Consider the following 23,213-nt stretch of genomic DNA (forward strand, 5'->3'; position numbering starts at 1 on the left):
TGCCGCCCGAGTAGCCTGGACTGGCAATACGGGTGCCCCGGGGTCGCGGGGCTGAGAGTGGGCATACGGACCGGCCCTGACCGTCACACCTGATCCGGGTCATGCCGGCGTAGGGAGCGGAGTATGGCAACAGGAGGAGCCGCAACACTGGCCGTGATCGGCGGCGGGGTGATCGGGCTGTCGGTGGCGCGCCGGGCGGCGCTGGACGGCTGGACCGTGCGGGTGCACCACACCGGCGAACACGGCGCCTCCTGGGTGGCCGGCGGCATGCTGGCGCCGCACAGCGAAGGCTGGCCGGGCGAAGAGCAGATGCTGCAGATCGGCCTGGAATCGCTGAAGCTGTGGCACTCGGGATTCCTCGACGGGCTGGCGCCGGAGGTCGTGACCGCACACGAGTCTCTGGTGGTCGCCGTGGACCGGGCCGACGTGGCCGATCTGCGCACCGTCGCCGAATGGTTGTCGGCCCAGGGCCAGCCGGTCGAGCTGACCACCGCCGCCCGCGACGTGGAACCGCTGCTGGCCCAAGGTATTCGGCACGGCTTCCGGGCCACCACTGAACTGGCCGTGGACAACCGCGCCGTGGTCGACGGCCTGGCCGCGCACTGCGAGCGCCTCGGCGTGCAGTGGGCCGGGCCGGTCACCGACCTGGACGAGGTTCGAGGGGTTGACGCGGTTGTCGTCGCCAACGGGATCGACGCCCCGACGCTGCTGCCCGGCCTGCCGGTACGGCCGGTCAAGGGCGAGGTGCTGCGGCTGCGCTGGCGCAAGGGCTGTATGCCGGTGCCGCAGCGGGTGATCCGGGCCCGGGTGCACGGCCGGCCGGCGTACCTGGTGCCGAGGGCCGACGGCGTCGTCGTCGGCGCCACCCAGTACGAGCACGGCCGCGACACCGCGCCGGTGGTGCACGGCGTGCGCGATCTGCTCGAGGACGCCTGCGCGGTGGTACCGGCCCTCGGCGAGTACGAGTTGGCCGAGACGGCGGCCGGGTTGCGGCCGATGACGCCGGACGGGTTGCCGATCGTCGAACGGGTCGACGAACGCACGCTGGTGGCGGCCGGGCATGGCCGCAACGGATTTCTGTTGGCGCCGTGGACCGCTGAGCGGGTCGCGGCTGAGCTCGCGATGAGCGTGGGAGCGAAATGATCACCATCACGGTCAACAACGAGACCCTCGAGGTGGAGGAACAGACCACGATCGAGAGGCTGCTGGAGAACCGGGGATTCCCGGACAAGGGCATCGCCGTCGCACTGGACTGGATGGTGCTGCCCCGCTCGGAGTGGCACCGCACGCTGTCCGACGGCTCCCGGGTGGAGGTTGTGACGGCGGTGCAGGGTGGCTGACTCGGCACTCAAGATCGGCGGCCGCGAGTTCGGCTCGCGGCTCATCATGGGCACCGGCGGGGCGCCGAATCTGGCTGTGCTGGAAGAGGCCCTGGTGGCCTCGGGAACCGAGCTGACCACCGTGGCGATGCGACGGGTGGACGCGTCGGGCGGAACCGGGGTGCTGGATCTGCTCAACCGGCTCGGCATCGCGGCGTTGCCCAACACCGCGGGTTGCCGCGGCGCGGCCGAGGCCGTGCTCACCGCGCAACTGGCCCGCGAGGCGCTGGGCACCGACCTGGTCAAACTCGAAGTCATCGCCGACGAGCGCACCCTGTTGCCCGACGCCATCGAATTGGTCAAGGCCGCAGAGCAATTGGTCGATGATGGCTTCATCGTGCTGCCCTACACCAACGACGACCCGGTGCTGGCCCGCCGGCTGGAGGACACCGGTTGCGCGGCGGTGATGCCGCTGGGCTCGCCGATCGGCACCGGGCTGGGTATCTCCAACCCGCACAACATCGAGATGATCGTCGAGCAGGCCGGCGTGCCGGTGGTGCTCGACGCCGGTATCGGCACGGCCTCCGATGCCGCGCTGGCAATGGAATTGGGTTGCGACGCGGTGCTGTTGGCCACCGCCGTCACCCGGGCGTCGGACCCGCCCACCATGGCCGCCGCGATGTCTGCCGCGGTCACCGCCGGGTACCTGGCCCGGCAGGCCGGGCGGATTCCGAAGCGATTCTGGGCGCAGGCGTCGAGCCCGGCGCTGTGACGCGCTATGTGGCCCTGGGCAGTTCGATGGCCGCCGGGCCGGGCATCGGTCCCCGGGCGCCCGGAGCGCCGTTTGCCGCCGGCCGCTCGGCGCGCAACTACCCGCACCTGGTGGCGGCCGCGCTCGGACTGGACCTGACCGACGTCACCTATTCCGGTGCCACCACCGCGCATGTGCTGCGCGAACGGCAGAACGGCGCGCCGCCCCAGATCGACGCGCTCGACGGGTCGGAAGCCCTCGTCACCGTCACTATCGGCGGCAACGACGTCGGTTATGTGCCGTTGCTGATGGCCGCCGCCCTGCCCCGGTTCACCCGCTCGCTGCCACTGTTGGGGCCGCGACTGCGTGACCTGCTCGATGCCGATGCGCGGGAGGCCGCGCTGGCCCAGGTGGCCGAGGCGCTGGTGGCGGTGGGACAGGAGATTCGGCGGCGCGCACCGCGGGCCCGGGTGCTGTTCGTCGACTATCTGACCCTGCTGCCGCCTGAAGACCACCCGGCCCGGCCGCTGTCGGAAGAAGACGCCACCCTGGGGCGGCACGTCGCGGCCACCCTGGAGCGACTCACCGGCGAAGCCGCGGCCCACACGCAGTGCGGCTGGGTTCGCGCGGCGCAAAACAGCGCCGGACACCACGCCTGGTCGGCCGAACCCTGGACCACCCGGCCCGGTTTGCCCTGGCCGGGCCGGGCCACGCCGCTGCACCCGAACGCTGCCGGCATGCGGGCGGTCGCCGATATGGTGGTGGCGTGGGAGCCGTGATCGAACTGGCCGGGCTGACAAAGCTCTACGGCACCCACCGCGCCGTCGACGATCTGACCTTCACCGTCGAGCCAGGCCTGGTCACCGGATTCCTCGGGCCCAACGGCGCGGGCAAGACCACCACCATGCGGTTGATCCTCGGGTTGGACCACCCCACTGCCGGCACCGCGACTATCGGCGGCAAACGCTACCGGGACCTGCGCGATTCACTGCGCACCGTGGGCGCCCTGCTCGACGCGCGTCAGGCCCATCCCAGCCGCACCGCCCGCAACCACCTGCGCTGGATCGCGGCGGCCAACCGGATTCCGTCGTCACGGGTGGACGAGGTGCTCGAGATGGTCGGGTTGACGGCGGTGGCAGAACGCAACGCCGGAACGCTGTCGCTGGGGATGAGCCAGCGGCTCGGGATCGCCGGCGCGCTGCTGGGTGACCCGCCGGTGCTGTTGTTCGACGAGCCGGTCAACGGTCTGGACCCCGAGGGCATTCACTGGGTGCGCACCCTGATGCGTTCGCTGGCCGCCGAAGGCCGCACCGTGTTCGTGTCCAGCCACCTGCTGGCCGAGATGTCCAACACCGCCGACCAGTTGGTGGTGATCGGGCAGGGCAGGCTGATCACCTCGACCACGGTGAGCGAGTTCGTCAACGGCACCTCGACCGGCACCGTGCGGGTGCGCAGCCCGCAATTGGAGACGCTGCGCGAGGTGCTCACCGACGCCGGCTTCGACGTGGATGCCGCGACCGACGGCGATGCGCTGGCGGTGCGCGGGGTGGCCATCGAGGTGATCGGAGACCTGGCCGCCCGCAATGCCATCGCGCTGCACGAGTTGAGTCAGCGGCAGGGCACGCTGGAGGAGGCGTATCTGAAGCTCACCGACGACGCCGTCGACTACCGGGCGGCGGTGCAGAAATGAGTGCGCTGGCCGCGCTCGACGCCGAGCGCATCAAACTGTCCACCACCCGTTCACCGCTGTGGTCGGTGGTCGGGGTGGCGGTGCTCAGCCTCGGCGTGGCCGCCATGCAGGGCACGGGCGCCCACCATTACGCCGGCCTGCCTCCGGGCAAGGCCGCGCTGGGCGTGGCGATCTTCGGGGTGCCGGTGCTGATGGTGCTGTCCTCGATGACCATGACCGGCGAGTACCGCAGCGGGCTGATCCGCACCACCCTGTTGGCCACACCGAACCGCATCCAGGTGCTGACCGCCAAGGCCGTGGTGTGTGCGGCGTTCTCCTCGGTGTGCGCGGTACTGATGGTGTTGGCCTCGGTGCTGGTGGCCCGCATGGTCGCCGACCCGGTGGTCGGCACCCAGTTGTCGATGGCCAACTCGGTGACCTGGCGGGTGGCCGGCGGGTTCGCGTTGTACGCCGCGCTGGCCGCAGTGCTCGGGGTGGCGGTCGGCGGGCTGCTGCGGTTTGCCGCCGGGGCCGTGGCGGTCCTGCTGCTGTGGCCGCTGGTGGCCGAGCCTCTGCTGGGCAACCTGCCCGGCACCGGAGCCCAGCTCGGCCCGTGGCTGCCGTTCGCCAACATGTTCCGGTTCCTGCAGGTGGACTGGCTGTTCCTGAACTACGACATGCCGTGGAGCGAGGTGACCTCGCTGTTGTACTTCCTGGCCTGGGTGGTGGTGGCGTTCGTCGCCGCGGCGGTCCTGCTGACCAGGCGGGACGCCTGACCCGGACTCAGTCCGGGTCAGACGCCACGTCGGTGGCCCCCGCGTCCCCGCCGAGGGCCAGCACCACCTTTGACCCGTACGGCATGCGCTGGACCAGCTGCAGCTGAGCCAGCGCCGGGTGGGCGTCCAGCAGCTTGCCGGCGTTGGCCAGTGCACGCAGCGCAGCGGTCTCGGCGCGAGCCGTCTCCAGCTTCGCCGCACCGACGGCCTTGGCTGTTACCAGTTGCATTGCCGCGGCACGAATCTCGGCCGGCACAATGACGTCCTTGACGTAGGCCGCGACCACCTCGACGCCGGCGCGGGCGCCGGCCGCCTGTGCCGCAGCTGCGATCGCCTCGGCGTCGATGCGGTTGCCACGCTGCATCACCTCGTCGGCGGTCGCGCCGGCGACAATGTCGCGCAGCGCGATCTGGGCGGCCAGGTACACCGCGGCCATCGGGTCGGCCGCGGCCTCGGTGTGGACCACGGCGTCGGTGACCTTGAACTGCAGCGCCACCGTGATCCGCAGCGTCACCGCGTCGGAGGTCAGCACCTCCTGCGGGGCCAGCGTAAGCATCTGCTCACGCATCTCGACACGCATCACCGAGGCCGCCACATCAATGCGGTGCCGGCCCGGGGGAAGGACCCGACGCAGCGTGCCGTCGACGTATTCCAGTGCGCACTGGCCTGCGGAAACCGTGATCCGGTTGAACGTGAAGATACCCATGTCGTGTCCTCCTTCCGGTGGATGTGTGTGTGCGGCAAGGAGATACCGTCGCCGGGCGCAATCGGCAGCGGGGCGTCACATCCCCGTACCGGCGGATGCGGGCCACAAGGCCGTCGACTGCGCGATTCCGGCGACGGTATCGGGGTGTAGGAGAGGATTCGAACCTCAGGCCCTTTTACCTGTGCCATGGCGCCGCCGGCAACACACAGAAACGTTGCGGTACCCCGCTCGGCCTGCCTCCCTGTCGGCGCCGGGAAACACCCTGCCATCACAGCAAACCACCAGGCAACCGATTTATTCGCAGGTTGGTCGTGTGTACCGGCTACCGTGGGTGCAATGCGACGTACTTCGACGGGGGCGGTCCTCGGCGCGCTGGCGCTGACCGTGGCACTGGCCGGCTGTGATGCAAAGACCGAACTGCAGACCGACGGGGAACAGACCCGAGAGCTGTCATCGGCGGCGATGCAGTTCGCCGATCAGTTGCGCGAGCGGGTGTCCGCCGACGCGATGATGGCGCACCTGGACAAGCTGCAGGAGATCGCCAACGCGCACGACGGCAACCGGGCACTGGGCACCTCGGGGTACGACGCGAGCGTGGACTACGTGGTCAACGCGCTGCGGGACAAGGGCTTTGACGTGGAGACTCCGGAGTTCGAGGTGCGGATACCCTTCGCCCAGGACCCCCAGGTGACGGTGGGTGGCCAGCCCGTCACCGCCAAGCCGCTGGAGTTCACCATCGGTACCGACCAGGCCGGGGTGTCCGGGCCGCTGGTCGCGGCGAAGGTGGAGGACACCCCCGGATGCGAGCCTGCCGATTACGACGGGCTGCCGGTCGCCGGTGCGGTGGTGCTGGTCGACCGGGGTGCCTGCGCCTTTGCCGACAAACAGAAGGTGGCCGCCGAGCGTGGCGCGGTCGCGATGATCGTCGTCAACACGAACAACGACGAGAAGATGGGCGGCACGCTGGGCCGTGACACCGACGTCAAGATCCCGGTGGTGAGCGTGACCAAGGACGAGGGCACCCGGCTGCGCAACGCGCCCGGGCCCGCCACGATCATGCTGACCGCGGGCGCCCGCATCGAACGCACCCGCAACATCATCGCGCAGACGAAGACCGGCTCCACCTCGGACGTGGTGATGGTCGGTGCGCACCTGGACAGCGTTCCGGAGGGGCCCGGCATCAACGACAACGGCTCCGGGGTGGCCGCTGTGCTGGAAACGGCGTTGCAGCTGGGTGATTCACCGCAGGTGACCAACGCGGTGCGGTTCGGGTTCTGGGGGGCTGAGGAAGAAGGGCTGCTGGGCTCGACCAACTACGTCGAATCCCTCGACGTGGAGGAGCTCAAGGACATCGCCATGTACCTGAACTTCGACATGCTCGGCTCGCCGAACCCCGGGTACTTCACCTACGACGGCGACCAGTCCGTGCCGCCGGACGAGCGCGGCCGCCCGCGCGTTCCGGAAGGCTCGGCCGGTATCGAGCGCACGCTGGCGACCTATCTGGAGGACGCCGGTAAAACCCCGCGCGACACCAGCTTTGACGGCCGCTCCGACTACGACGGGTTCACCCTGGCCGGAATCCCCGCCGGCGGATTGTTCTCCGGCGCCGAGGACAAGATGAACGCCGAGGAAGCCAAGTTGTGGGGCGGGCAGGTGGACCAGCCATTCGACCCCAACTACCACAAGAACACCGATACCCTTGAGCACGTGAACCGGGATGCACTGCAGATTCATGGCGAGGGGGTGGCGTACGCTGTCGGGCTCTACGCCCAAGATCGGCGGGGCCGCAATGGTTTACCGGTCCGCTCCGACCGCACGCGTCACCAGATCACCGCCCAGTGACAGGGCGTCGACTCGCTGCCGTACTGCTCGTTACCGCCCTGGCGGGATGCTCGGCCCAGGCCGCGCAGACCGCGCTCGATCCGGACGACCTGGCGGGCCGGGTCACCGTCGACGCGATATTCACCCATCTGCGCAAGCTGCAGGAGATCGCCGATCAGCACGACGGCAACCGGGCCGTCGGCAGCACCGGTTACGACGCCAGCGTGGACTATGTGGCACAGCTGTTGCGTGACAAGGGCTTCGACGTGTCGACACCGGAGTTCGAGCGGATGGGGGCGATGCGCGGCGGGCACCCGGCATTGCGGGTGTCCGGCCGCGACTTCCGGGCGGACCAGGCCTCGATGCTGGTGACGACGGCGCCGGGCGGGCTCAACGCACCCACCCTGCGGCCGGGCAAACCGTCCGGCTGCGCGGTCACCGACTACGGGTCGGTCGACGTGTCCGGTGCCATTGCCGTGGTCGACGAAACCGGGTGTTCGGTTGTGCAGAAACAGAACACCGCCCTGGCCAAGGGTGCGGTAGGGCTGCTGGTGGTCGACACCGGTCGCCCGGCGCCCGGCGGTTTGTTCACCACCGGCTACTACCGGCAACTCACCGTCCCGGTCGGCATCATCGACGGAGAAGCCGATGCGGCGCTGCGCCGAACCAGCGCCCCGGTGCGGCTGACCCTCGACGGCAAAGCCGAAATGATGAAGTCGCGCAGTGTGACCGCGCAGACCAAGACCGGCTCGGCCGCCGATGTGGTGCTCGTCGGCGCTCATCTGGACAGCGTCGGGGGCGGGCCGGGGATCAACGACGACGGTTCCGGGGTGGCTGCCGTCCTGGAAACCGCGCTGCAACTCGGCAGCTCGCCGCGGGTCGCCAACGGGGTGCGGTTCGCGTTCTGGGGCGCCGAGGAGATGGGTCTGGACGGGTCCACGCAGTATGTGCGCGATCTGGCGATGGACGAACTCGACGATCTGGCGTTGTACCTGAACTTCGACATGGTCGGCTCGCCCAACACCGGGTTCTTCACCTACGACGGCGATCAGTCCGGCCAGGCCACCCACCCCAAGGCGATGCCGGAGGGCTCGGCCGGTATCGAACGGACCCTGGCCGGCTACCTCAACCTGGCTGGGGCGCGGCCCGCGGACATGCCGATCGGCGCCACCACCGATTACCACCCGTTCCTGCAGGCCGGGGTGCCGGTCGGCGGGGCCACCACGGGCTCGTCGCAGCGCAAGACCGAGGTACAGGCCCGGCTGTGGGGCGGACGTCCCGGGGTGGCGTTCGATCCGAACAACCACACCGCGCGCGACACGATCGACAACGTCGACGCCCGCGCCCTCGGGATCATGGGCCCGGCGATCGCGTTCGCCGTCGGCACCTACGCCCGGTCGATCGAGGGCCCCAACGGGGTGCCGGCGCGCAGCAAGCGACACCGCGGCTGATTTCACCGACGCCGGATTTTCGGCAGGCATTTTCGGGCAGCGGTGAACCGCCGGAGGTAGCCCCCCGTAGTACGGGTATGGGAATTAACGTCGCCAGAATGCCCAGCCACAGCACGATTGCCGGCGTCCACGCCGTACTGCCGCCGCATCGGTACACCCAGGACGAGGTCACCCGCGCGCTGCTGGACCTGCCCGGCTACGCCGACTTCGAGGACATGGTGCGGGCGCTGCACAAGAGCGCGAAAGTGAACAGCCGGTATCTGGTGCTGCCCCTGGAGCAGTACGCCGAACTCGACGATTTCGGGGAATCCAACAGTCTTTTCATCGAACACGCCACCGAACTGGGGTGTGCGGCGCTGTCCGGGGCGCTGGACGAGGCCGGTCTGCGGCCGCAGGACGTCGACCTGATCGTCACCACCACGGTGACCGGGGCGGCGGTGCCGTCGTTGGACGCCCGCATCGCCGGCCGGCTCGGTCTGCGGCCGGACGTGCGGCGCATTCCGATCTTCGGGCTGGGCTGTGTGGCCGGCGCCGCCGGCATCGCCCGGCTCAACGACTATCTGCGCGGAGCGCCCGACAAGGTGGCGGTACTGGTGTCGGTCGAGTTGTGTTCGCTGACCCGCAAACACCATCCGGCCATGCCGACCCTGGTGGCCGGGGCGCTGTTCGGGGATGGGGCCGCCGCCGTGGTATCGGTCGGCCAGGAGCGGGCCAGGCAGGTGGCGCCGAGTGGACCCGACGTGCTCGATTCGGTCAGCCATCTCTACCCGGATTCGTTGCAGGCCATGGGCTGGGAGATCGGGCGCGACGGCTTCGAGATCGTGCTGAGTGCCGAGGTGCCCGGCTTCGTGGGCCGCTACCTGGGTGACGACGTCACCGGATTCCTCGGCGCCCACGGCCTGTCCGTCGAGGACGTGGCCGCCTGGGTCAGCCATCCCGGTGGCCCGAAGGTGATCGAGGCGATCATCGACACCCTCGGATTACCCGCGGACGCACTGGATCTCACCTGGCAGTCCCTTGCCGACGTCGGCAACCTGTCGTCCTCGTCGGTGCTGCACGTGCTGCGCGACACCATTCGCAAGCGGCCCGAACCGGGTGCTCCCGGGGTGCTGATGGCCATGGGTCCGGGCTTCTGCTCGGAGCTCGTCCTGCTGCGCTGGCGCTGATGAACACCAGAAGGTTCACCGCCCTGATCGCCGTCGTCGCCGCCGAGCGGGTGCTCGAGCTGATGGTGTCCAACCGCAACCTGCGCTGGAGTGAAGCCCACGGCGGCAAGGAATTCGGCGCCGGGCACTATCCGGTGATGGTGGCGCTGCACAGTGCGCTGCTGGCGGGTTCGTTGCTCGAAGCGCGACGGCGCCGCCCCCGGCCGGTGTTCGGCTGGGCGATGGCCGCGGTGGTGCTCGCCGCCCAAGGGCTGCGCTGGTGGTGCATCAGGACATTGGGCCGCCAGTGGAACACCCGGGTGGTGGTGGTGCCCGGCGCGGCGCGCGTCGTCGATGGTCCGTACCGGCGGCTGCCGCACCCGAACTACGTGGCCGTGGTCGCCGAAGGGGCGGCCCTGCCACTGGTCGGGGGCGCGTGGATCACCGCTGTGGTGTTCACGCTCGCCAACGCCGCATTGTTGCGCACCCGGATCCGGGTGGAAAACGAAGCGCTGCAAGGCTTGACGTGATCGATCTGCTCGTCGCGGGTGGCGGGCCGGCCGGGCTGGCCACCGCGGTCCACGCGGCGCGGGCCGGGTTGGAGGTCGTGGTGGTGGAACGTCGCCGCGGGCCGATCGACAAGGCCTGCGGCGAGGGCCTGATGCCGCACTCGGTACGACAGCTGCAGCGGCTCGGCGTGGAGCCGGACGGACGAAACTGCCGGGAGTTCTACGGTATTCGCTACCTGGACGGCCGGCGCACCGCCGAGGCCCGCTTCCGCGACGGGCCAGGCCGCGGAGTGCGTCGCACGGTGCTGCACGCCGCGCTGGCGGAGGCCGCGGCGGGGGCCGGGGTCACGGTGGTGCACGGCGAGGTGGGCCCGGTGACCCAGGACTCGACCTCGGTGAGCGCGGCCGGTTTTCGGGCCCGATATCTTGCGGCCGCCGACGGATTGCATTCACCGATCCGCCGCGCGAGCGGGCTCAGCGCCGGGGAAGGCCGGCGACGACGCTGGGGCATCCGGCGCCACATCGAGATCGCGCCCTGGTCGGACTGCGTCGAGGTGTACTGGGGCCCTGATGCCGAGGCGTACGTGACGCCGGTGAGTGACAGTTGCGTGGGGGTGGCGATCCTGACGTCGACGCGCGGGGGCTTCGACGAGCATCTGTCTGCGTTTCCGATGCTGGCCGAGCGGATTCACGGGTTGACGCACGGTCAGGATCGGGCGGCCGGGCCGCTGCGGCAGAAGGTGCGCAGCCGCAGCGCCGGCCGGGTGCTGCTGGTCGGCGATGCGGCCGGCTACGTCGACGCGCTGACCGGAGAGGGGATGGGGCTGGCCTTCGGTGCGGCCGAACTGCTGGTGGGCTGCGTGCGGGCCGACGCGCCCGGTGATTACGACCGGCAATGGCGCGCGCTGACCCGTCGCTACCGCCTGCTGACCGCAGCGCTGCTGCACGGCAGCGGCTTCGGTCCCGTGCGGGCCGGTATCACCCCGGTGTCGGCGGCTTTGCCGGCCTTGTTCACCCGGGTGGTCAACGCGCTGGGCGAGTAGCGCCGGATGCGGCCTGCTGGACCACATTCCGATGGCCGCGTTCGAGGAGGCACCGGGCCCGGTCGAATGGTTCGTGCTGAACGCCGAAGCGCAGGTGGATCCCGAACTGACCGCCGTCGACGCGCTGGAGCAGCTGCGGCGGGCTTCATCGATCGGGTCGGTGCCGACCGGATCTTCCCCACCATGCCGATCGCGGTGGAGGCGTTCCGAAATCGTTCCGCCTAGAACGGCGGTGGTTTGTCTTGTTCGGTGTTGAGTCGGCGTTCGGTGTTGATGCGTTGGGTGCGGGTTTGTTGGCGGGTGCGTTGGCGCAGCGGCATTTTGATGTGTCGGTCGGTGGTGGCTGTGGGGCTAGGGCCGGGTGTTGGGGCTGGGGTGGAGGTGTGGGTGGCCTGGTCGGGGAACAGGATCTGGCTGAAGGGGGTGGTGTGGTAGATGTGGCCGGTGGGGGCGGTCCAGGTGTGGCTGCCGTCGGGGTGTTGCACATCGGTCCAGCCACCGTCGCCGGCCGGGAAGGTCTTCAAAAGGTGGTGGGTTCGGCATTTTGGTCCGAGGTTGCCGGGGTGGGTGGCGCCGGCCGGCCAGGGTGTGCAGTGGTCGAGGTCGCAGTGGTCGGCGGCGACTGCGCAGCCGGGGAACATGCAGGTGAGGTCCCGCGTCCGGACGTAGGCGGCCAGTTTGGTTGAGGGCCGGTAGTGGGTTTGGGTGGTGAGGTCTTCGGGGTGGGTGAGGTGTGTGATGGTGGCGCCGGTGGCGATCAGTTCGGCGAGCAGGGGTGCGGGCACGATCCCGCCGCCGAGAATGATTGCGGGAGGCCCGGTTACCGAAGGTGTGCCGTCGGCGGTGTAGTCGTGGGGCTCGCCGTGGATGTGTGGGTCGCGGGGTGAGTGTGCGGGGCCTGCAGTGGTGGTGTCGGCGGGCGTCTCAATCGTGTCGGGGGCCGTAGGAGGGCGCTCCTTGTCGGGTGGGTGGCCCTGACCGGCATCGCCTGTGTCTGTGCGGAGCGGGCCTTGGTCGCGGGCGGCGACCCGGGTGGTGGCTTCTTCACCCGCGTCTTGTTCGTCCGTGTCGTCGTGACCGTGGGTGGCGGGTTGGGGCAGGGTTTGGGCGAGTAGGTGGATGACTGCGGCGCGGGAGCGTGGGTCTGGGCCGGTGGCTTGGCAGTCGGGGTTGTCGCAGTGGCAGGTGAGGTGGTCGGTGCCGGCGCCGAGGGCGCCGAGGGCGTCGGCGCGGCGTTGTCCGAGGGTGCGTGGGTCGTTGTCGCAGACGCTGTGGGCCATGGTGGTGAGCAGTTTTTTGATCAGGGCGGCGTCGGTGGCCAGGAGGCGTCCCCAGATGGTGGTGGTGCCGTGGGGGTCGTCGGGGTCGCCGAAGCAGATGTCGCGGTCGCGGGCGGCTTTGCGGGTTGTGCGGACGGCGGCGGGGTCGAATTTTTCGATCCAGACGTCGATGGCCTGTTCGGTTTTGGTGGGTGAGAGGGCGCCGTAGGTGGTGGCGGCGCCGGCCAGGGCGGTGTCGATCAGGGCCCAGGCGTCCTGGTCGGTGATGTTGTGGGTGCGCCAGGTGATGGTGGCGATGACTTTTGCCGGGATGTCGCCGCGGGCGAACACGGCGGCGACTTTGGGTAGGTGTTGGTGCAACGCCTGGGCGATGCGCATTTGGGTGGAGGCGGCTTTGCGGCCCAGGTTGCAGGCGGCGCTGATGGCGGCGGCGGCGGTTTCCCAGCCGTCGATCGCGCGGTGCGCTGACACCTCGTCTTCGTCGTCGCAGTGTCGGGCCACGATCTCGGCGATCACCGCCAGGCGGGCGGCGGCTTGGCTGGCTTCGGCGCGGGTGTGGTGTTCGAGGGCGTCGATCAGTGCGGTGTCGGTGAGGTCACCGAGCACCTGCCGATCAAGCAATTCGAACACATGTTCGATGTTACTCGTGACTGCCCAGTCCAGCAACGGTTTTCGAAGAGATCTGCACTGTCGCTCACCAGGCGGGCAAAGGTTATGTTCTCGACCTCGCCGCGTAGATAGCCGCGCCCACCGCTGTCGCGGCGAGCCCCGTGATCACCGAAGCCGGCGGGAGTGCGAAGGCCAGGACGACACAGCCGGTCAGGCCTGCCATCGGAATCACACGATGGCCGAGGGTCCATGCGGCAGCATTGGCGATCGCGTAGTACAGCAGCACCGCGAACGACGAAAACCCGATCGCCCCACGCAGATCCACGACTGCGGCGAGCGTGGCCACCACGATGCCCACGACTACCTCGGCCCGATGCGGGACGTTGAACCGGGGATGCACCGCGGCCAGCCCGTGCGGCAGGTGGTGGTCGCGCGCCATGGCCAGCGTGGTCCGCGACACCCCGAGGATCAGCGTCAGCAGCGAGCCCAGCGCCGCCACCGCGGCTCCGGCCCGTACCACCGGCTGCCAGTGCGGTGCCCCCGCGGCAGCGACGGCATCGGCGAGCGGGGCCGGCGCGGTGGCCAGGCCCGGTCCGCCGAGCACCGCGAGCACGGTGACGGCCACCACTGCGTAGACCACCAGAGCGATGCCCAGGGCGATCGGGATCGCCCTGGGAATGGTGCGCACCGGATCGCGGATCTCCTCGCCGAGCGTGGCGATGCGGGCGTAACCGGCGAACGCGAAGAACAGCAACCCGGCGGCCTGCAGCACACCACCCGCGCTGACGTCACCACCGAGCGACAGTCGGCTCGCGTCGGCAGTACCGGAACCGGCGATGATCACCACTACCGCGGCCAGGACCGCCAGCACGGACGCGACGATGATGCGGGTGAGCAGTGCCGACTTCTGGATTCCGGCGTAGTTCACTGCGGTCAGCGCCACCACCGCGGCGACCGCCACGGCGTGTGCCCACTGCGGCCAGACATAGAGACCCACGGTCAGCGCCATCGCCGCGCACGACGCGGTCTTGCCGACGACGAAACTCCAGCCCGCCGCGTAACCCCAGAACTCGCCGAGGCGTTCGCGCCCGTAGATGTAGGTGCCGCCGGACTCTGGGTAGCACGCGGCCAGCCGCGCCGAGGACGTCGCATTGCAGTAGGCGACGACGGCGGCCACCGCGAGGCCGATGAGCAGACCGCTCCCGGCGGCGGCCGCGGCCGGTGCGAGGGCGGCGAAAATGCCTGCGCCCACCATGGATCCGAGGCCGATCACGACGGCGTCAGCCGTCCCGAGCCCGCGTTGCAGCCCGTCGGGGGTGGTCACTCGGCGATCGTAGGGCGGTACCCAGATACCGCTCGATCGCTGCGTCTACAGCACGGCTGCGCGCGGGTGGAAGAACACCCCGTCGGCGCGGACGCTGATGCAGTCGGGGGTGGCAATGTGCCCGACAGCGAAGGTCTTCACTCCCTCGACGCGGTCGATCCGGGCCTCTACGCGAAGGGGCCCGAGCCGGGTGCCGGCTTCGTAGCGAAGTGTCAGTGTCCCCGTTACGGCAGGCAGGCCAGGTTTGTGTGCGGTGGCACCGAGAACGTGGTCGAGCAGCAGAGCGCAGATTCCGCCGTGTACGTGGCCTTCGGGCCCTTCGTAGGCCGCGCCGAGCGTCACATCGGCCCAGGCTCGTCCATCCGGTTCATGGTGCACCACCAACGGGGGAGCCAGGGCGTTGCGCAAGCCGATGACCGCATTCCCCCACGTGAGCAGCCGACCGTCGGGTGTCTGCGGGATACCGAACGAACCGGGCATCAGTGAACGGCTGAGTTCCTCAGTAGCCGCATCGATCTTCGCCGTCGCGGAGGCGACGGTCTCGCCGTCGACCTCACTGCGGATGGTCACGTCGACGAGCCGACGGACAGCGGCGGTGAGCGAGGTGTAAAGCACTTCGGGAACTTCTGTTCTGCCTTCTGCGGTCACCTCGTCACTCCGGTGTCGGAGGTGTCGGTCGGTCCGCGAACCCGCCGTAGTCGCCGCGATAGAACAACAATGGCCGACCACTGTGGGCGCGCAGAGCGGTGACGTGGACGACGACGATGGTGTGGTCACCCGCGCCGTGCTCGTACTCCAGGTCGGCCTCGATGGTGGCCAACGTGTCGTGCAGGCGCGGCGCTCCGTTGGCCGCCGGGCTCCATTCGATGCCGGCGAACTTGTCGTCGCTGCTCCGGGCGAACTGGGCGCACACCGCCTGCTGGTCGTCGGTCAGGATGTTGATGCACATTCGACCACTGGAGCGGATCAGCGGCCACGTTGAGGATCCCCGCGACGGGCAGAACGACACGTAGGGCGGATCCAGCGATACCGAGGTGATCGACTGGCAGGTGAAGCCCACCGGCCGCTGCCCGTCCTGACCGGTGATGACGCCGATGCCGGTGCAGAAGTGCCCGAGCACCGAACGCATGTCCTGCGGTCCTGGCCGTCGGGGTGGGGTATCCAGTGTCGCGGTGTTCTCCGAGCCCATCGCTGCGTCTCCCTGCTGTCGTGTCTGGAGCCAGGTTTGTCCAGGTGAGTGGGGAGGGGCAACGGAGGTTCCCGGCCAGCGGTTCATCGATAACGGCCTTGTGACCTGGATTGTTACGCTTGGGTCATGGACGACCCCGAGCAGAAAGCCACGCCGGCGCTGGCCGCCAACAGCTGGGCGCTGCTCGGTTTGCTGTCCTACGAGCAGGAACTGTCCGGCTACGACATCCGCAAATGGCTCGGCTGGAGCATGCGGTTCTACTACGGCAGCCCGGCCTTCAGTCAGATCTACTCCGATCTGAAGAAGCTGGAGAAGATGGGCTACTTGACGTCGCGGGTGGATGGGACCGGCACGCGTAACCGCCGCCTCTACAAGATCACCGAAGCGGGCTTGGATGCGGTCAAGCGGTGGGCGCGGGAGACGCCGCCGGATCCGCCGTCGTTGAAGCATCCGGTGCTCATGCGGGTGACGATGGGCCACCTCAGTGACCCGGCCACGCTGAAGCAGATGCTCCAGGACCATCTGGCCTATGTCGATGGGATGCAACGTGACGCCGCGAAGGAAGCCCGTTGGTCCGGAGCCGATCCGGCGTGGGCCTACGCCAAGATCGCCTTGGACTGGGCCGATCGTTACTACGCGTCCGAGCGGGAACTCACCCTGCAATTGATCAAGGATCTCGACGAGGCCGAGGCCAACTTTCCGAAAGTCGGGGAAGGAGCCAAGATTCCTTGGCCCGATCCCTCCTACTGGTATGAAATCGAACGGAAGGCCGACGCCGAGGACGCCTAACTCCCGGCAGCGTCGCAGGCGGCAATGTAGCCGTAGACCAGCCCTTGTGCGATGGTCGCCCCAGCGCCGGGATAGGTGTGGCCGAAGGCGTTGGCGGCGGTGTTGCCTATCGCGTACAACCCCGCGATGACGGTGCCGTCTTCGCGAAGGACACGAGCGTGGTCGTCGGCTCGCAGGCCGCCGCAAGTACCGAGGTCGCTGAGCACCATCTTGACCGCGTAGAACGGGCCTTTGACCAACGGGCGCAGGTTCGGGTTCGGTGTGATCGTGGGGTCGCCGTAGTAACGGTCGTAGGCACTGCGGCCCCGCTCGAAGTCGGGGTCCTCTCCGGCGTGGGCATTTTCGTTGAATCGCGTCACGGTCGCCGAGAACTCGCCGACCGGAACCTGCATCCTGGCGGCCAGCTCGGTGAAATCGTCTGCCTTGACCGCGATTCCGGCGTCATACCAGGTCTGCGGAATCGGCATCCGGGGAAACAGTTCGGCGGCGAAGACATAGCTGTTGCGGTACTGCTGATCGAAGACGATCCACATGCTCTCCACCGGAGTGCCTGACGCCTCGAGCTGGAGAACGCGCTGCCCGAAGCTCATGTAATCGGCCGACTCGTTGGCGAAGCGGTGACCGTTGTGGTCGACGATGAACGACCCGGGAAGTGAGCGTTCGGCGAGCATCACCGCCGGAGCCGCACCCGGCAGTGGGGCGACGGCGGGGAACCACCAGGATTGATCCATCAAGGCGATATCGGCGCCGACGTCCTGTCCAAGCCGGATGGCGTCGCCGGTGTTGGACTCCGCGCCGAGGCTGAGATTGCTTCCGAGAGACTCGGATTGGAACTTGCGGCGCATGTCCATGTCGTGATCGAAACCGCCGGCCGCGAGCACGACTCCGCGCCGGGCCGTGACGGCGAATCGCTGTCCGGCGTGCTCGACGACCGCGCCGGTGACCCGGTCGCCCTCGGTGACCAGTTCGGTCAGTGCGGTGTCGAGCCAGATCGGGATGCGGGCCCGGATCGCCCCGGCGAACAAGCCGGCCGCCAGCGCCTGACCGCCTGCGGCGTAACGCCTTCCGAGAGCCAGACCGCCGATGCCTTGCGCGAGCCGCTTGAGCACGGTGGGCAGTCCCTTGCGGGGCACCCGGCTCATCAGGTTGAGCCAGCGGTAGTCGGCACCGGTGGTCGGCATCGGGATGCTGACCTCCATGACCCCGGGACGCAGGTCGGCCAGGTACTCGCCGAGGATCGACGTGTCCAGCGGGCGGCATTCGCAGGTGCGCCCGGCCGCCGAACCGCCGGGCGCCTCGGGGTGGTAGTCGGAGTATTCCTTGGCCCAGAACAACTTCATCGGGGTGGTGCGGCGCAACATGTCGACCATCGCCGGCAGGTTGTCCAGGTATGCCGCGGAGCGCTCCCGCGGCGCGGAATCACCGACGACCGACTCCAGGTAGGTGTGCGCCCGAGCCACCGGGTCATTGCCGCCGCAGTCGGAGATCACCGGGCTGGCGGGCAGCCACAGGGCGCCGCCGGATCGGGCGGTGGAACCGCCGACGTAGGACGACTTCTCGACGACGAGGACGGACAACCCCTGCTCGTGGGCTGCGAGGGCGGCGGCCAGTCCGGTGCCGGATCCGACGACGAGAAGGTCGACGTCGGTGGCGGCAACGGTCAGTCCGGCGGGAATGGTCTTGTGGCTGGTGGCGGTCACGACCGAAGACGATATGGCGCGAACCGGCAACGTTGATTCTGGTCTCCTGTTGAGCGGAACACTGACCTTCCGGCCCGCCTGTAATCGCAGTTCAATGGGCGCCAACAGCCCAAGGAATCCATTGATCGAAGGACGGCCGCAACATGACGACGCACTCAGATACCGACGAAATTCGGTTGATCGAGGCCGGTTCGGTACCTACCAGGTTCGCCCGCGGCTGGCACTGCCTGGGACTGGTCCGCGATTTCGGTGACGGCCAACCGCACCAGATCAACGCCTTCGGGCAGAAGCTGGTGGTGTTCCGTGGTGAGGACGGCGCCATCAACGTGCTCGACGGATATTGCAGGCACATGGGCGGCGATCTGTCGCAGGGGACAGTGAAAGGCAACGAGATCGCCTGCCTGTTCCACGATTGGCGCTGGGGTGGCGACGGCCGCTGCAAGATGGTGCCCTACAGCAAGCGCACGCCACGATTGGCGAGAACCGCGGCCTGGCCCACGCTGCAGCAGGACGGCATGCTGTTCGTCTGGAACGACCCCGAACGCAAGGCGCCGCCGGCCGACGTGACGATTCCGCGCATCGAGGGAGCCACCAGCGACGGGTGGACCGACTGGCACTGGTACACCACGGTGGTCAACACCAACTGCCGCGAGATCATCGACAACGTTGTCGACATGGCACACTTCTTCTACATCCACGGTTCGCTGCCGACGCACTTCAAGAACATCTTCGAAGGTCACGTCGCGACCCAGTACATGAAGAGTGCCGGCCGGCCCGACCTCGGCGATCCCGAGGGGTCCAAGCTGCTCGGCACGACCTCGCTGGCCTCCTATCACGGTCCGTCGTTCATGATCGACGATCTCACCTATCACTATCAGGAGTTCGATCAGCGCACTGTCTTGATCAACTGTCATTACCCGATCGACGCGGATTCCTTTGTGCTGCAATACGGCATCGTGGTGGAAAAGAACGCGGCCATGCCGGAGGACCTCGCGATGCAGACGGCCATCGCGCTCGGGGATTTCGTCAAGTTGGGATTCGAGCAGGACGTCGAGATCTGGCGGAACAAGACCCGGATCGACAATCCGCTACTAGTCGAAGAGGACGGACCGGTGTACCAGCTGAGGCGCTGGTATGAGCAGTTCTACGTCGATGCGGCCGAGATCTCACCGGACATGGTGGACCGCTTCGAATTCGAGCTGGACACCACCCGGCCGTACGAGGCCTGGATGCGGGAAGTGGAGGCCAATCTGGCTGCCCGCAGCGCGACATCCGGGCCCGTGGGGTGACGATGGCCGTCCGCTCGGACAATCGCCTCGATGACGCGCCGATGGTGCCGGTGACGTGCGCCCGGTGCGGCGCCGGCGTCGAGGTGCGCAAGAGCAGCTGGAATCAGACCAGCGTTCAGTGGACCGGCGCAGCCCTGGCCCACTGTGAAGAGCGCCGCACCGCTGCGCAATTGGTCGGAAATGGTGGGTGTGGACTCTTCCTTGCGTGCTCTGCCTTGAGTGGGTCCATCGCCGATGCGGTGCGTTCGGGAGCGCTGCAGGTGGTCGACGAGACGACTACCGCTCAAGAAGCCTGACGGTGCGGGTGAGCCGTTCTGATACTTCCCCCAGGGTGATGCGCTGCTGAGCGAATGCGGCGACGTTGGACATCCAGACGTCTGACAGTATTTCGGCGGCGCCGGTTCCGTTTGATGCCGAAATACCCTGCCCGACTGACCCGATGAAGATGCCAACGATCTGCCGCCGAACCCGGTCGGCCTGGGTCGCGGCGGTGCCGTCGGCGTACAGATACGGACGAACCATGGCCTCGGCAAAGTGTGGTGAGGAGCAGAGCCTGCCGGTGAGGGCGAGGGCAACCTGCCGCAGACGCTGAAACAGATCCGTGCCGCTTGTAGCGCAACGATACTCAGTTTCGAAATCCCACAGCCATTCGTAGAAACATGCGAGCAGCAGGTCGTCCTTTGATGGGAAATACTGGTACACAGTGCTGGCCGACATGCCTGCGGTCGCGGCGACTGCACGGATCTGGCATGCGTCGTAGCCCTGGAAGGCCAGTGACGTCGCGGCATTGACGATCCGCTCACGGCGAGCTATTCGGGCAGCCGTGAGTTCTGTTGTTCCTGAACATCGTTCGGGAGTCAGCAGGCGAATAGTCTTCGCCGTTTTCAACTCAGATGCCGTCACGGTGACCACACTAGGTTCGGCTCAGACGATTGAGCACCGGTGCTCTCGCTGACCGGGCAACCAGCTACCAAAGAATTCCAGCGGACCCGCATACCGACATCCGTTCCACCGATCAGGCGTGTGCGCCGCCGTCGACACGGATCTCGGTGCCGGTGATGAACGCCCCGTCATCGGAGGCGACCATGGCGATCACCGATGCGACAGCGCCGGGGTCTCCGAGGATTTCACTGTCGGTGCCGTGCAGCAGCGGGGTCTGCTTGGCCCAGAGGCCGAGGTCGTATCCCTCGGGCATCTTGTCAAGAGTGCTGTTGGCCAGGGCCGTTGACACCCCGCCGGGCTGGATGTTGACCGCGCGCAGGCCCTGCTTGGAGTACTCCAGTGCCAGGGAATGGGTGAAGCTAAGGACGCCGCCCTTACTGGCTGCATAGGCCGCCATATATGGGTGTGCGAACGTCGCAGCGGTGGAGGTGAAGTTGACCACGACACCGCGCCGTGATTCCAGCAGGGCCGGCAGCGCCTGGCGGGTCATCAGAAAGGTGCCGGTGAGGTTGACGGCCAGAGTGCGGTTCCAGTCTTCGAGGCTGGTCTCGTGCGTGTGCGAACACGTCTGCATGGCAGCGACATTGACCAGAACCTCAAGCCCGCCCAACTCGGCTACGGCCGCGTCTACCGCGGCGACCACGTCCTCCTCTCGCGATATGTCGAGGAGGGCCGTGGTGAGCCGTTCGACGGTGCCGGCAGCTTCGGCGGCCGCGGTAGTCGCGGCCAACCCGTCAGCCGAGATGTCGTAGGCCACCACCGTGGCACCCTCATCGAGCAGGCGAGCCACCGTGGCCGCGCCGATACCCGACCCGGCGCCGGTGACGATGACACGGCGGTCTGAGAAGCGATCCATCACAGGTTCTCCTCGGGCTCAGGCGAACTGGAAAGCCGACAGCGGGGCTTCGTCCGGGTAGCTGCTGGGGCCACCGAGGTCGTAGGCGGCGTTGAGCGCACCGATGAACTGCGGATCGTGCAGCGGCTCGCCGGGCACGTCGAGCTTGATGCCCTTGCCCTTGAGATCGTCGACCATCATGCCGATGGCCCGTTCGATCGTGATGTCGTCGGATCCATCCATGTTCTTCTTGAGTTCGTCGTAGTCGGAGAACACCTCGGCGGACCAGTGCACGAGGAAGCGCAGCTCGTCGGTGTGGTGGCGGGCGATGACGTCCTGCCCGTTCTTCAGCAGCCACCGGTCACGGTCCGCCGGGTCTCCGGTGAACACGGTGTCGAACGCCAGTCCGGCCGGAACCTGTTGCTCCAGTGGGCCGTTGGCCTCTCCGCGGTGCACCATCATCTCGTTCTGCACCACCACGCCGCGGTTGTTGATCGGCGGCAGTACCCGGGCGGGCGGCTTCAGCGGGCCGTCGGGCCAGTAGGTGAAGCCGGAGCCCTCATCGAGGGAGAACCAGGTGATCACCTGGGCCATCTTGATCAGGTAGTCGGTGAACAGGCCGGACTTGCCCATCACGCTGCACAGCCAGGTGGGGGCGTTCTCGTGGCGCACGCCGCGGAAGCTGGGGGAGTCCAGGTGGCCGGGGTCGCGGTTGGCGCACGGACCGTTGATGTTGAACAGCATCATCTCGGGCTTGGCGTATTCGGCGTTCCAGTAGCTCTTGGCCTGCTCGATGAAACCTTGGTTGTAGAAGCAATCGTGCAACTCGGGGTAGAGGACGGTGCCGTAGTTGGCCAGATAGCCGCGGAAGGTCGGGGTGAGGAACAGGTCGAGTGACGGGGTGAATCCCTCTGGGAAGGCGCCGCTCATGGTGGCCATCAGCTCGTCGGCCGAGGCGAAGTGCTGGGCGATGATCAGCTTCCATGGGCCCTGGGTGTGCACGACGTCGAGCAGTCTGCGCTTCTGGTCTTCGGTGTAGACGTCGCTGAGCTCGCGCGGAGGGGCCGCGGGCCGCAGGATGTCGGACAGTTCCATTCGCCGATCGTCGGTCAGCATTATTGTCTCCTAAGGGCTTTCAGCGGTCTCGCTCGCTCGAGTCTGGCGGCATTGCGAATCGTCGAACCTGGCGGTGACCGCTGATCGGGATATCAATCCGAGTTGCCACCGGGTAGATAGCGGGCTTTTGCTCAGTTATGTAAAGGGGCCGTTGCGCGGCAAACCAATGCCACCAGCGAGTCGATCTCCTCGTGTGTCAGCGCTCGGCCTTCGAATACGGAGACGGACACGGCAGGCGCCAGCATCATCTGAAGCACGATGGCGGGATCCACGTCAGGGCTCGCCTCGCCACGGCCGATGGCTCGTTCGATCATCGCGAACCAATGGGGGCGGTCGTTTCGGTACCAACCCATCATCGCGTGGTTCAGTGACGGGTAACGATCCGAGATCATTGTGGCGATGATCGCGCGCTCGACGGGATCGGCTGCAAGCGAGGCGAGTTCGGTGATCAGGAAGCGGACATCGCTCTCCCATGCTCCGGTGTCCGGAGCATCGGCGCGATGACGGACGTGGAACGCAAGGGCGTCGTTGAGCAGGTCGGTCGAGGTCGGCCACCAGCGATAGATGGTGCCGCGGTTGACGCCGGACCGGTCCGCAACCTCGGCGATCGGGAGTTCGACTTTGCCTTCGGTCAACAGCTCCAGGCACGCGCGCATCACCGATTCCCGGACGCGCTCGCTCCGCCCTCCGGGTCGCACCCGTGGCTTGGCTGCTGAATCCGGGACACCCATGCGACCGGTCTACTACGGCATGTCGGTCGTGAATCATCTCCTCCCACTGAGCGGTCCAACTGACAGGCGTTAACGCGACATTCTGTTCAAATAACCCCGTCCAGAACCCCTAGGAAGGGACGCACTTCCAAATGCACATCAGTATGGGTGACCGCGCTCACTGAAATTCCCCACTGACGCTCATCGAAATTCCCCATCCGTGTGGCTCCGCCGAGAAGG

At 67.9% G+C, this 23,213-nt stretch carries 24 protein-coding genes and 1 riboswitch; of the genes, 14 read left to right on the forward strand and 10 right to left on the reverse strand.

Going from position 1 to position 23,213, the window contains the following annotated elements:
- Positions 1–18: 18 nt before the first annotated feature.
- Positions 19–133, forward strand: a riboswitch (TPP riboswitch).
- From thiO to FR943_RS02870, 6 genes are all read left to right on the forward strand, one after another.
- On the forward strand, positions 124–1,143 hold the full coding sequence (gene thiO, locus FR943_RS02845; RefSeq protein ID WP_217154801.1) for a glycine oxidase ThiO: 1,020 nt from the start codon (positions 124–126) through the stop codon (positions 1,141–1,143). It overlaps the preceding riboswitch by 10 nt.
- On the forward strand, positions 1,140–1,340 hold the full coding sequence (gene thiS / locus FR943_RS02850) for a sulfur carrier protein ThiS (protein WP_217154802.1): 201 nt from the start codon (positions 1,140–1,142) through the stop codon (positions 1,338–1,340). The genes thiO and thiS overlap by 4 nt, the downstream gene beginning before the upstream one ends.
- On the forward strand, positions 1,333–2,091 hold the full coding sequence (locus FR943_RS02855) for a thiazole synthase (protein ID WP_217154803.1): 759 nt from the start codon (positions 1,333–1,335) through the stop codon (positions 2,089–2,091). The genes thiS and FR943_RS02855 overlap by 8 nt, the downstream gene beginning before the upstream one ends.
- Entirely contained in the window at positions 2,088–2,849 is a 762-nt protein-coding gene (locus FR943_RS02860; RefSeq protein ID WP_308170436.1) for an SGNH/GDSL hydrolase family protein, read from the forward strand. Before FR943_RS02855 ends, FR943_RS02860 begins: the two co-directional genes overlap by 4 nt.
- A complete protein-coding gene (locus FR943_RS02865; protein ID WP_217154825.1) occupies positions 2,846–3,760 on the forward strand; it encodes an ATP-binding cassette domain-containing protein in 915 nt (304 codons plus the stop codon). The genes FR943_RS02860 and FR943_RS02865 overlap by 4 nt, the downstream gene beginning before the upstream one ends.
- Positions 3,757–4,515 carry an ABC transporter permease gene (locus tag FR943_RS02870; protein WP_217154804.1) on the forward strand — a complete coding sequence of 253 codons (759 nt, stop codon included), beginning with the start codon at positions 3,757–3,759 and terminating at the stop codon, positions 4,513–4,515. Before FR943_RS02865 ends, FR943_RS02870 begins: the two co-directional genes overlap by 4 nt.
- Positions 4,516–4,522: 7 nt before the next feature.
- Here the strand turns inward: FR943_RS02870 and FR943_RS02875 are convergent, their stop codons facing one another.
- A complete protein-coding gene (locus tag FR943_RS02875) occupies positions 4,523–5,221 on the reverse strand; it encodes a slipin family protein (protein ID WP_217154805.1) in 699 nt (232 codons plus the stop codon).
- A 336-nt stretch (positions 5,222–5,557) separates the two neighbouring features.
- Here FR943_RS02875 and FR943_RS02880 point away from each other — a divergent pair, with 336 nt between their 5' ends.
- The 5 genes from FR943_RS02880 (at position 5,558) to FR943_RS02900 (ending at position 11,190) form a co-directional block, all read left to right on the forward strand.
- Positions 5,558–7,063, forward strand: a complete 1,506-nt coding sequence (locus FR943_RS02880; protein WP_217154806.1) for a M28 family metallopeptidase — start codon at positions 5,558–5,560, stop codon at positions 7,061–7,063.
- Positions 7,060–8,493 (forward strand): M28 family peptidase, encoded by a 1,434-nt coding sequence (locus FR943_RS02885; RefSeq protein WP_217154807.1) that lies wholly within the window; start codon positions 7,060–7,062, stop codon positions 8,491–8,493. The genes FR943_RS02880 and FR943_RS02885 overlap by 4 nt, the downstream gene beginning before the upstream one ends.
- A gap of 98 nt (positions 8,494–8,591) precedes the next feature.
- Positions 8,592–9,659, forward strand: coding sequence for a type III polyketide synthase (locus FR943_RS02890; RefSeq protein ID WP_246584792.1), 1,068 nt, complete (start codon positions 8,592–8,594; stop codon positions 9,657–9,659).
- Positions 9,659–10,168, forward strand: coding sequence for an isoprenylcysteine carboxyl methyltransferase family protein (locus FR943_RS02895; protein WP_217154809.1), 510 nt, complete (start codon positions 9,659–9,661; stop codon positions 10,166–10,168). The genes FR943_RS02890 and FR943_RS02895 overlap by 1 nt, the downstream gene beginning before the upstream one ends.
- Positions 10,165–11,190, forward strand: coding sequence for an NAD(P)/FAD-dependent oxidoreductase (locus FR943_RS02900; protein ID WP_217154810.1), 1,026 nt, complete (start codon positions 10,165–10,167; stop codon positions 11,188–11,190). Before FR943_RS02895 ends, FR943_RS02900 begins: the two co-directional genes overlap by 4 nt.
- Before the next feature lie 221 nt (positions 11,191–11,411).
- Here the strand turns inward: FR943_RS02900 and FR943_RS02905 are convergent, their stop codons facing one another.
- From FR943_RS02905 to FR943_RS02920, 4 genes are all read right to left on the reverse strand, one after another.
- Positions 11,412–13,100: an HNH endonuclease signature motif containing protein gene (locus tag FR943_RS02905; RefSeq protein WP_308170437.1), complete on the reverse strand. Its 1,689-nt coding sequence runs from the start codon at positions 13,098–13,100 to the stop codon at positions 11,412–11,414.
- Between the two features lie 82 nt (positions 13,101–13,182).
- Positions 13,183–14,403 (reverse strand): APC family permease, encoded by a 1,221-nt coding sequence (locus tag FR943_RS02910; RefSeq protein WP_217154811.1) that lies wholly within the window; start codon positions 14,401–14,403, stop codon positions 13,183–13,185.
- A gap of 45 nt (positions 14,404–14,448) precedes the next feature.
- Positions 14,449–15,051, reverse strand: a complete 603-nt coding sequence (locus FR943_RS02915) for a PaaI family thioesterase (RefSeq protein ID WP_217154812.1) — start codon at positions 15,049–15,051, stop codon at positions 14,449–14,451.
- A 4-nt stretch (positions 15,052–15,055) separates the two neighbouring features.
- Positions 15,056–15,592, reverse strand: coding sequence for a flavin reductase family protein (locus tag FR943_RS02920; protein WP_246584793.1), 537 nt, complete (start codon positions 15,590–15,592; stop codon positions 15,056–15,058).
- Between the two features lie 126 nt (positions 15,593–15,718).
- Between FR943_RS02920 and FR943_RS02925 the strand changes: the two genes are divergently transcribed.
- Positions 15,719–16,381: a PadR family transcriptional regulator gene (locus FR943_RS02925; RefSeq protein ID WP_217154814.1), complete on the forward strand. Its 663-nt coding sequence runs from the start codon at positions 15,719–15,721 to the stop codon at positions 16,379–16,381.
- Here the strand turns inward: FR943_RS02925 and FR943_RS02930 are convergent.
- The gene (locus FR943_RS02930; RefSeq protein WP_217154815.1) at positions 16,378–18,081 is read right to left on the reverse strand and encodes a 3-ketosteroid-delta-1-dehydrogenase; all 1,704 of its coding nucleotides are present in this window, start codon (positions 18,079–18,081) and stop codon (positions 16,378–16,380) included. The genes FR943_RS02925 and FR943_RS02930 overlap by 4 nt on opposite strands.
- A gap of 143 nt (positions 18,082–18,224) precedes the next feature.
- Between FR943_RS02930 and FR943_RS02935 the strand changes: the two genes are divergently transcribed.
- Both FR943_RS02935 and FR943_RS02940 read left to right on the forward strand, forming a co-directional pair.
- Positions 18,225–19,370, forward strand: coding sequence for a 3-ketosteroid-9-alpha-monooxygenase, oxygenase component (locus FR943_RS02935; RefSeq protein ID WP_217154816.1), 1,146 nt, complete (start codon positions 18,225–18,227; stop codon positions 19,368–19,370).
- Positions 19,371–19,372: 2 nt separating this feature from the next.
- A complete protein-coding gene (locus tag FR943_RS02940) occupies positions 19,373–19,666 on the forward strand; it encodes a ferredoxin (protein WP_217154817.1) in 294 nt (97 codons plus the stop codon).
- On the opposite strand, the gene FR943_RS02945 is transcribed toward FR943_RS02940, so the two are convergent.
- The 4 genes from FR943_RS02945 to FR943_RS02960 form a co-directional block, all read right to left on the reverse strand.
- Positions 19,647–20,273 (reverse strand): TetR/AcrR family transcriptional regulator, encoded by a 627-nt coding sequence (locus FR943_RS02945; protein WP_217154818.1) that lies wholly within the window; start codon positions 20,271–20,273, stop codon positions 19,647–19,649. The two genes, FR943_RS02940 and FR943_RS02945, sit on opposite strands and share 20 nt — an antisense overlap.
- A gap of 112 nt (positions 20,274–20,385) precedes the next feature.
- Positions 20,386–21,168 carry an SDR family NAD(P)-dependent oxidoreductase gene (locus FR943_RS02950; protein WP_217154819.1) on the reverse strand — a complete coding sequence of 261 codons (783 nt, stop codon included), beginning with the start codon at positions 21,166–21,168 and terminating at the stop codon, positions 20,386–20,388.
- Between the two features lie 18 nt (positions 21,169–21,186).
- A complete protein-coding gene (locus FR943_RS02955; protein WP_217154820.1) occupies positions 21,187–22,263 on the reverse strand; it encodes a hypothetical protein in 1,077 nt (358 codons plus the stop codon).
- 131 nt (positions 22,264–22,394) lie between these two features.
- On the reverse strand, positions 22,395–22,994 hold the full coding sequence (locus FR943_RS02960; protein WP_217154821.1) for a TetR-like C-terminal domain-containing protein: 600 nt from the start codon (positions 22,992–22,994) through the stop codon (positions 22,395–22,397).
- Positions 22,995–23,213: the final 219 nt, after the last annotated feature.

Origin of the sequence: [Mycobacterium] fortunisiensis, from assembly GCF_019050325.1 — a bacterium.
Taxonomy (GTDB): Bacteria; Actinomycetota; Actinomycetes; order Mycobacteriales; family Mycobacteriaceae; genus Mycobacterium; species Mycobacterium fortunisiensis.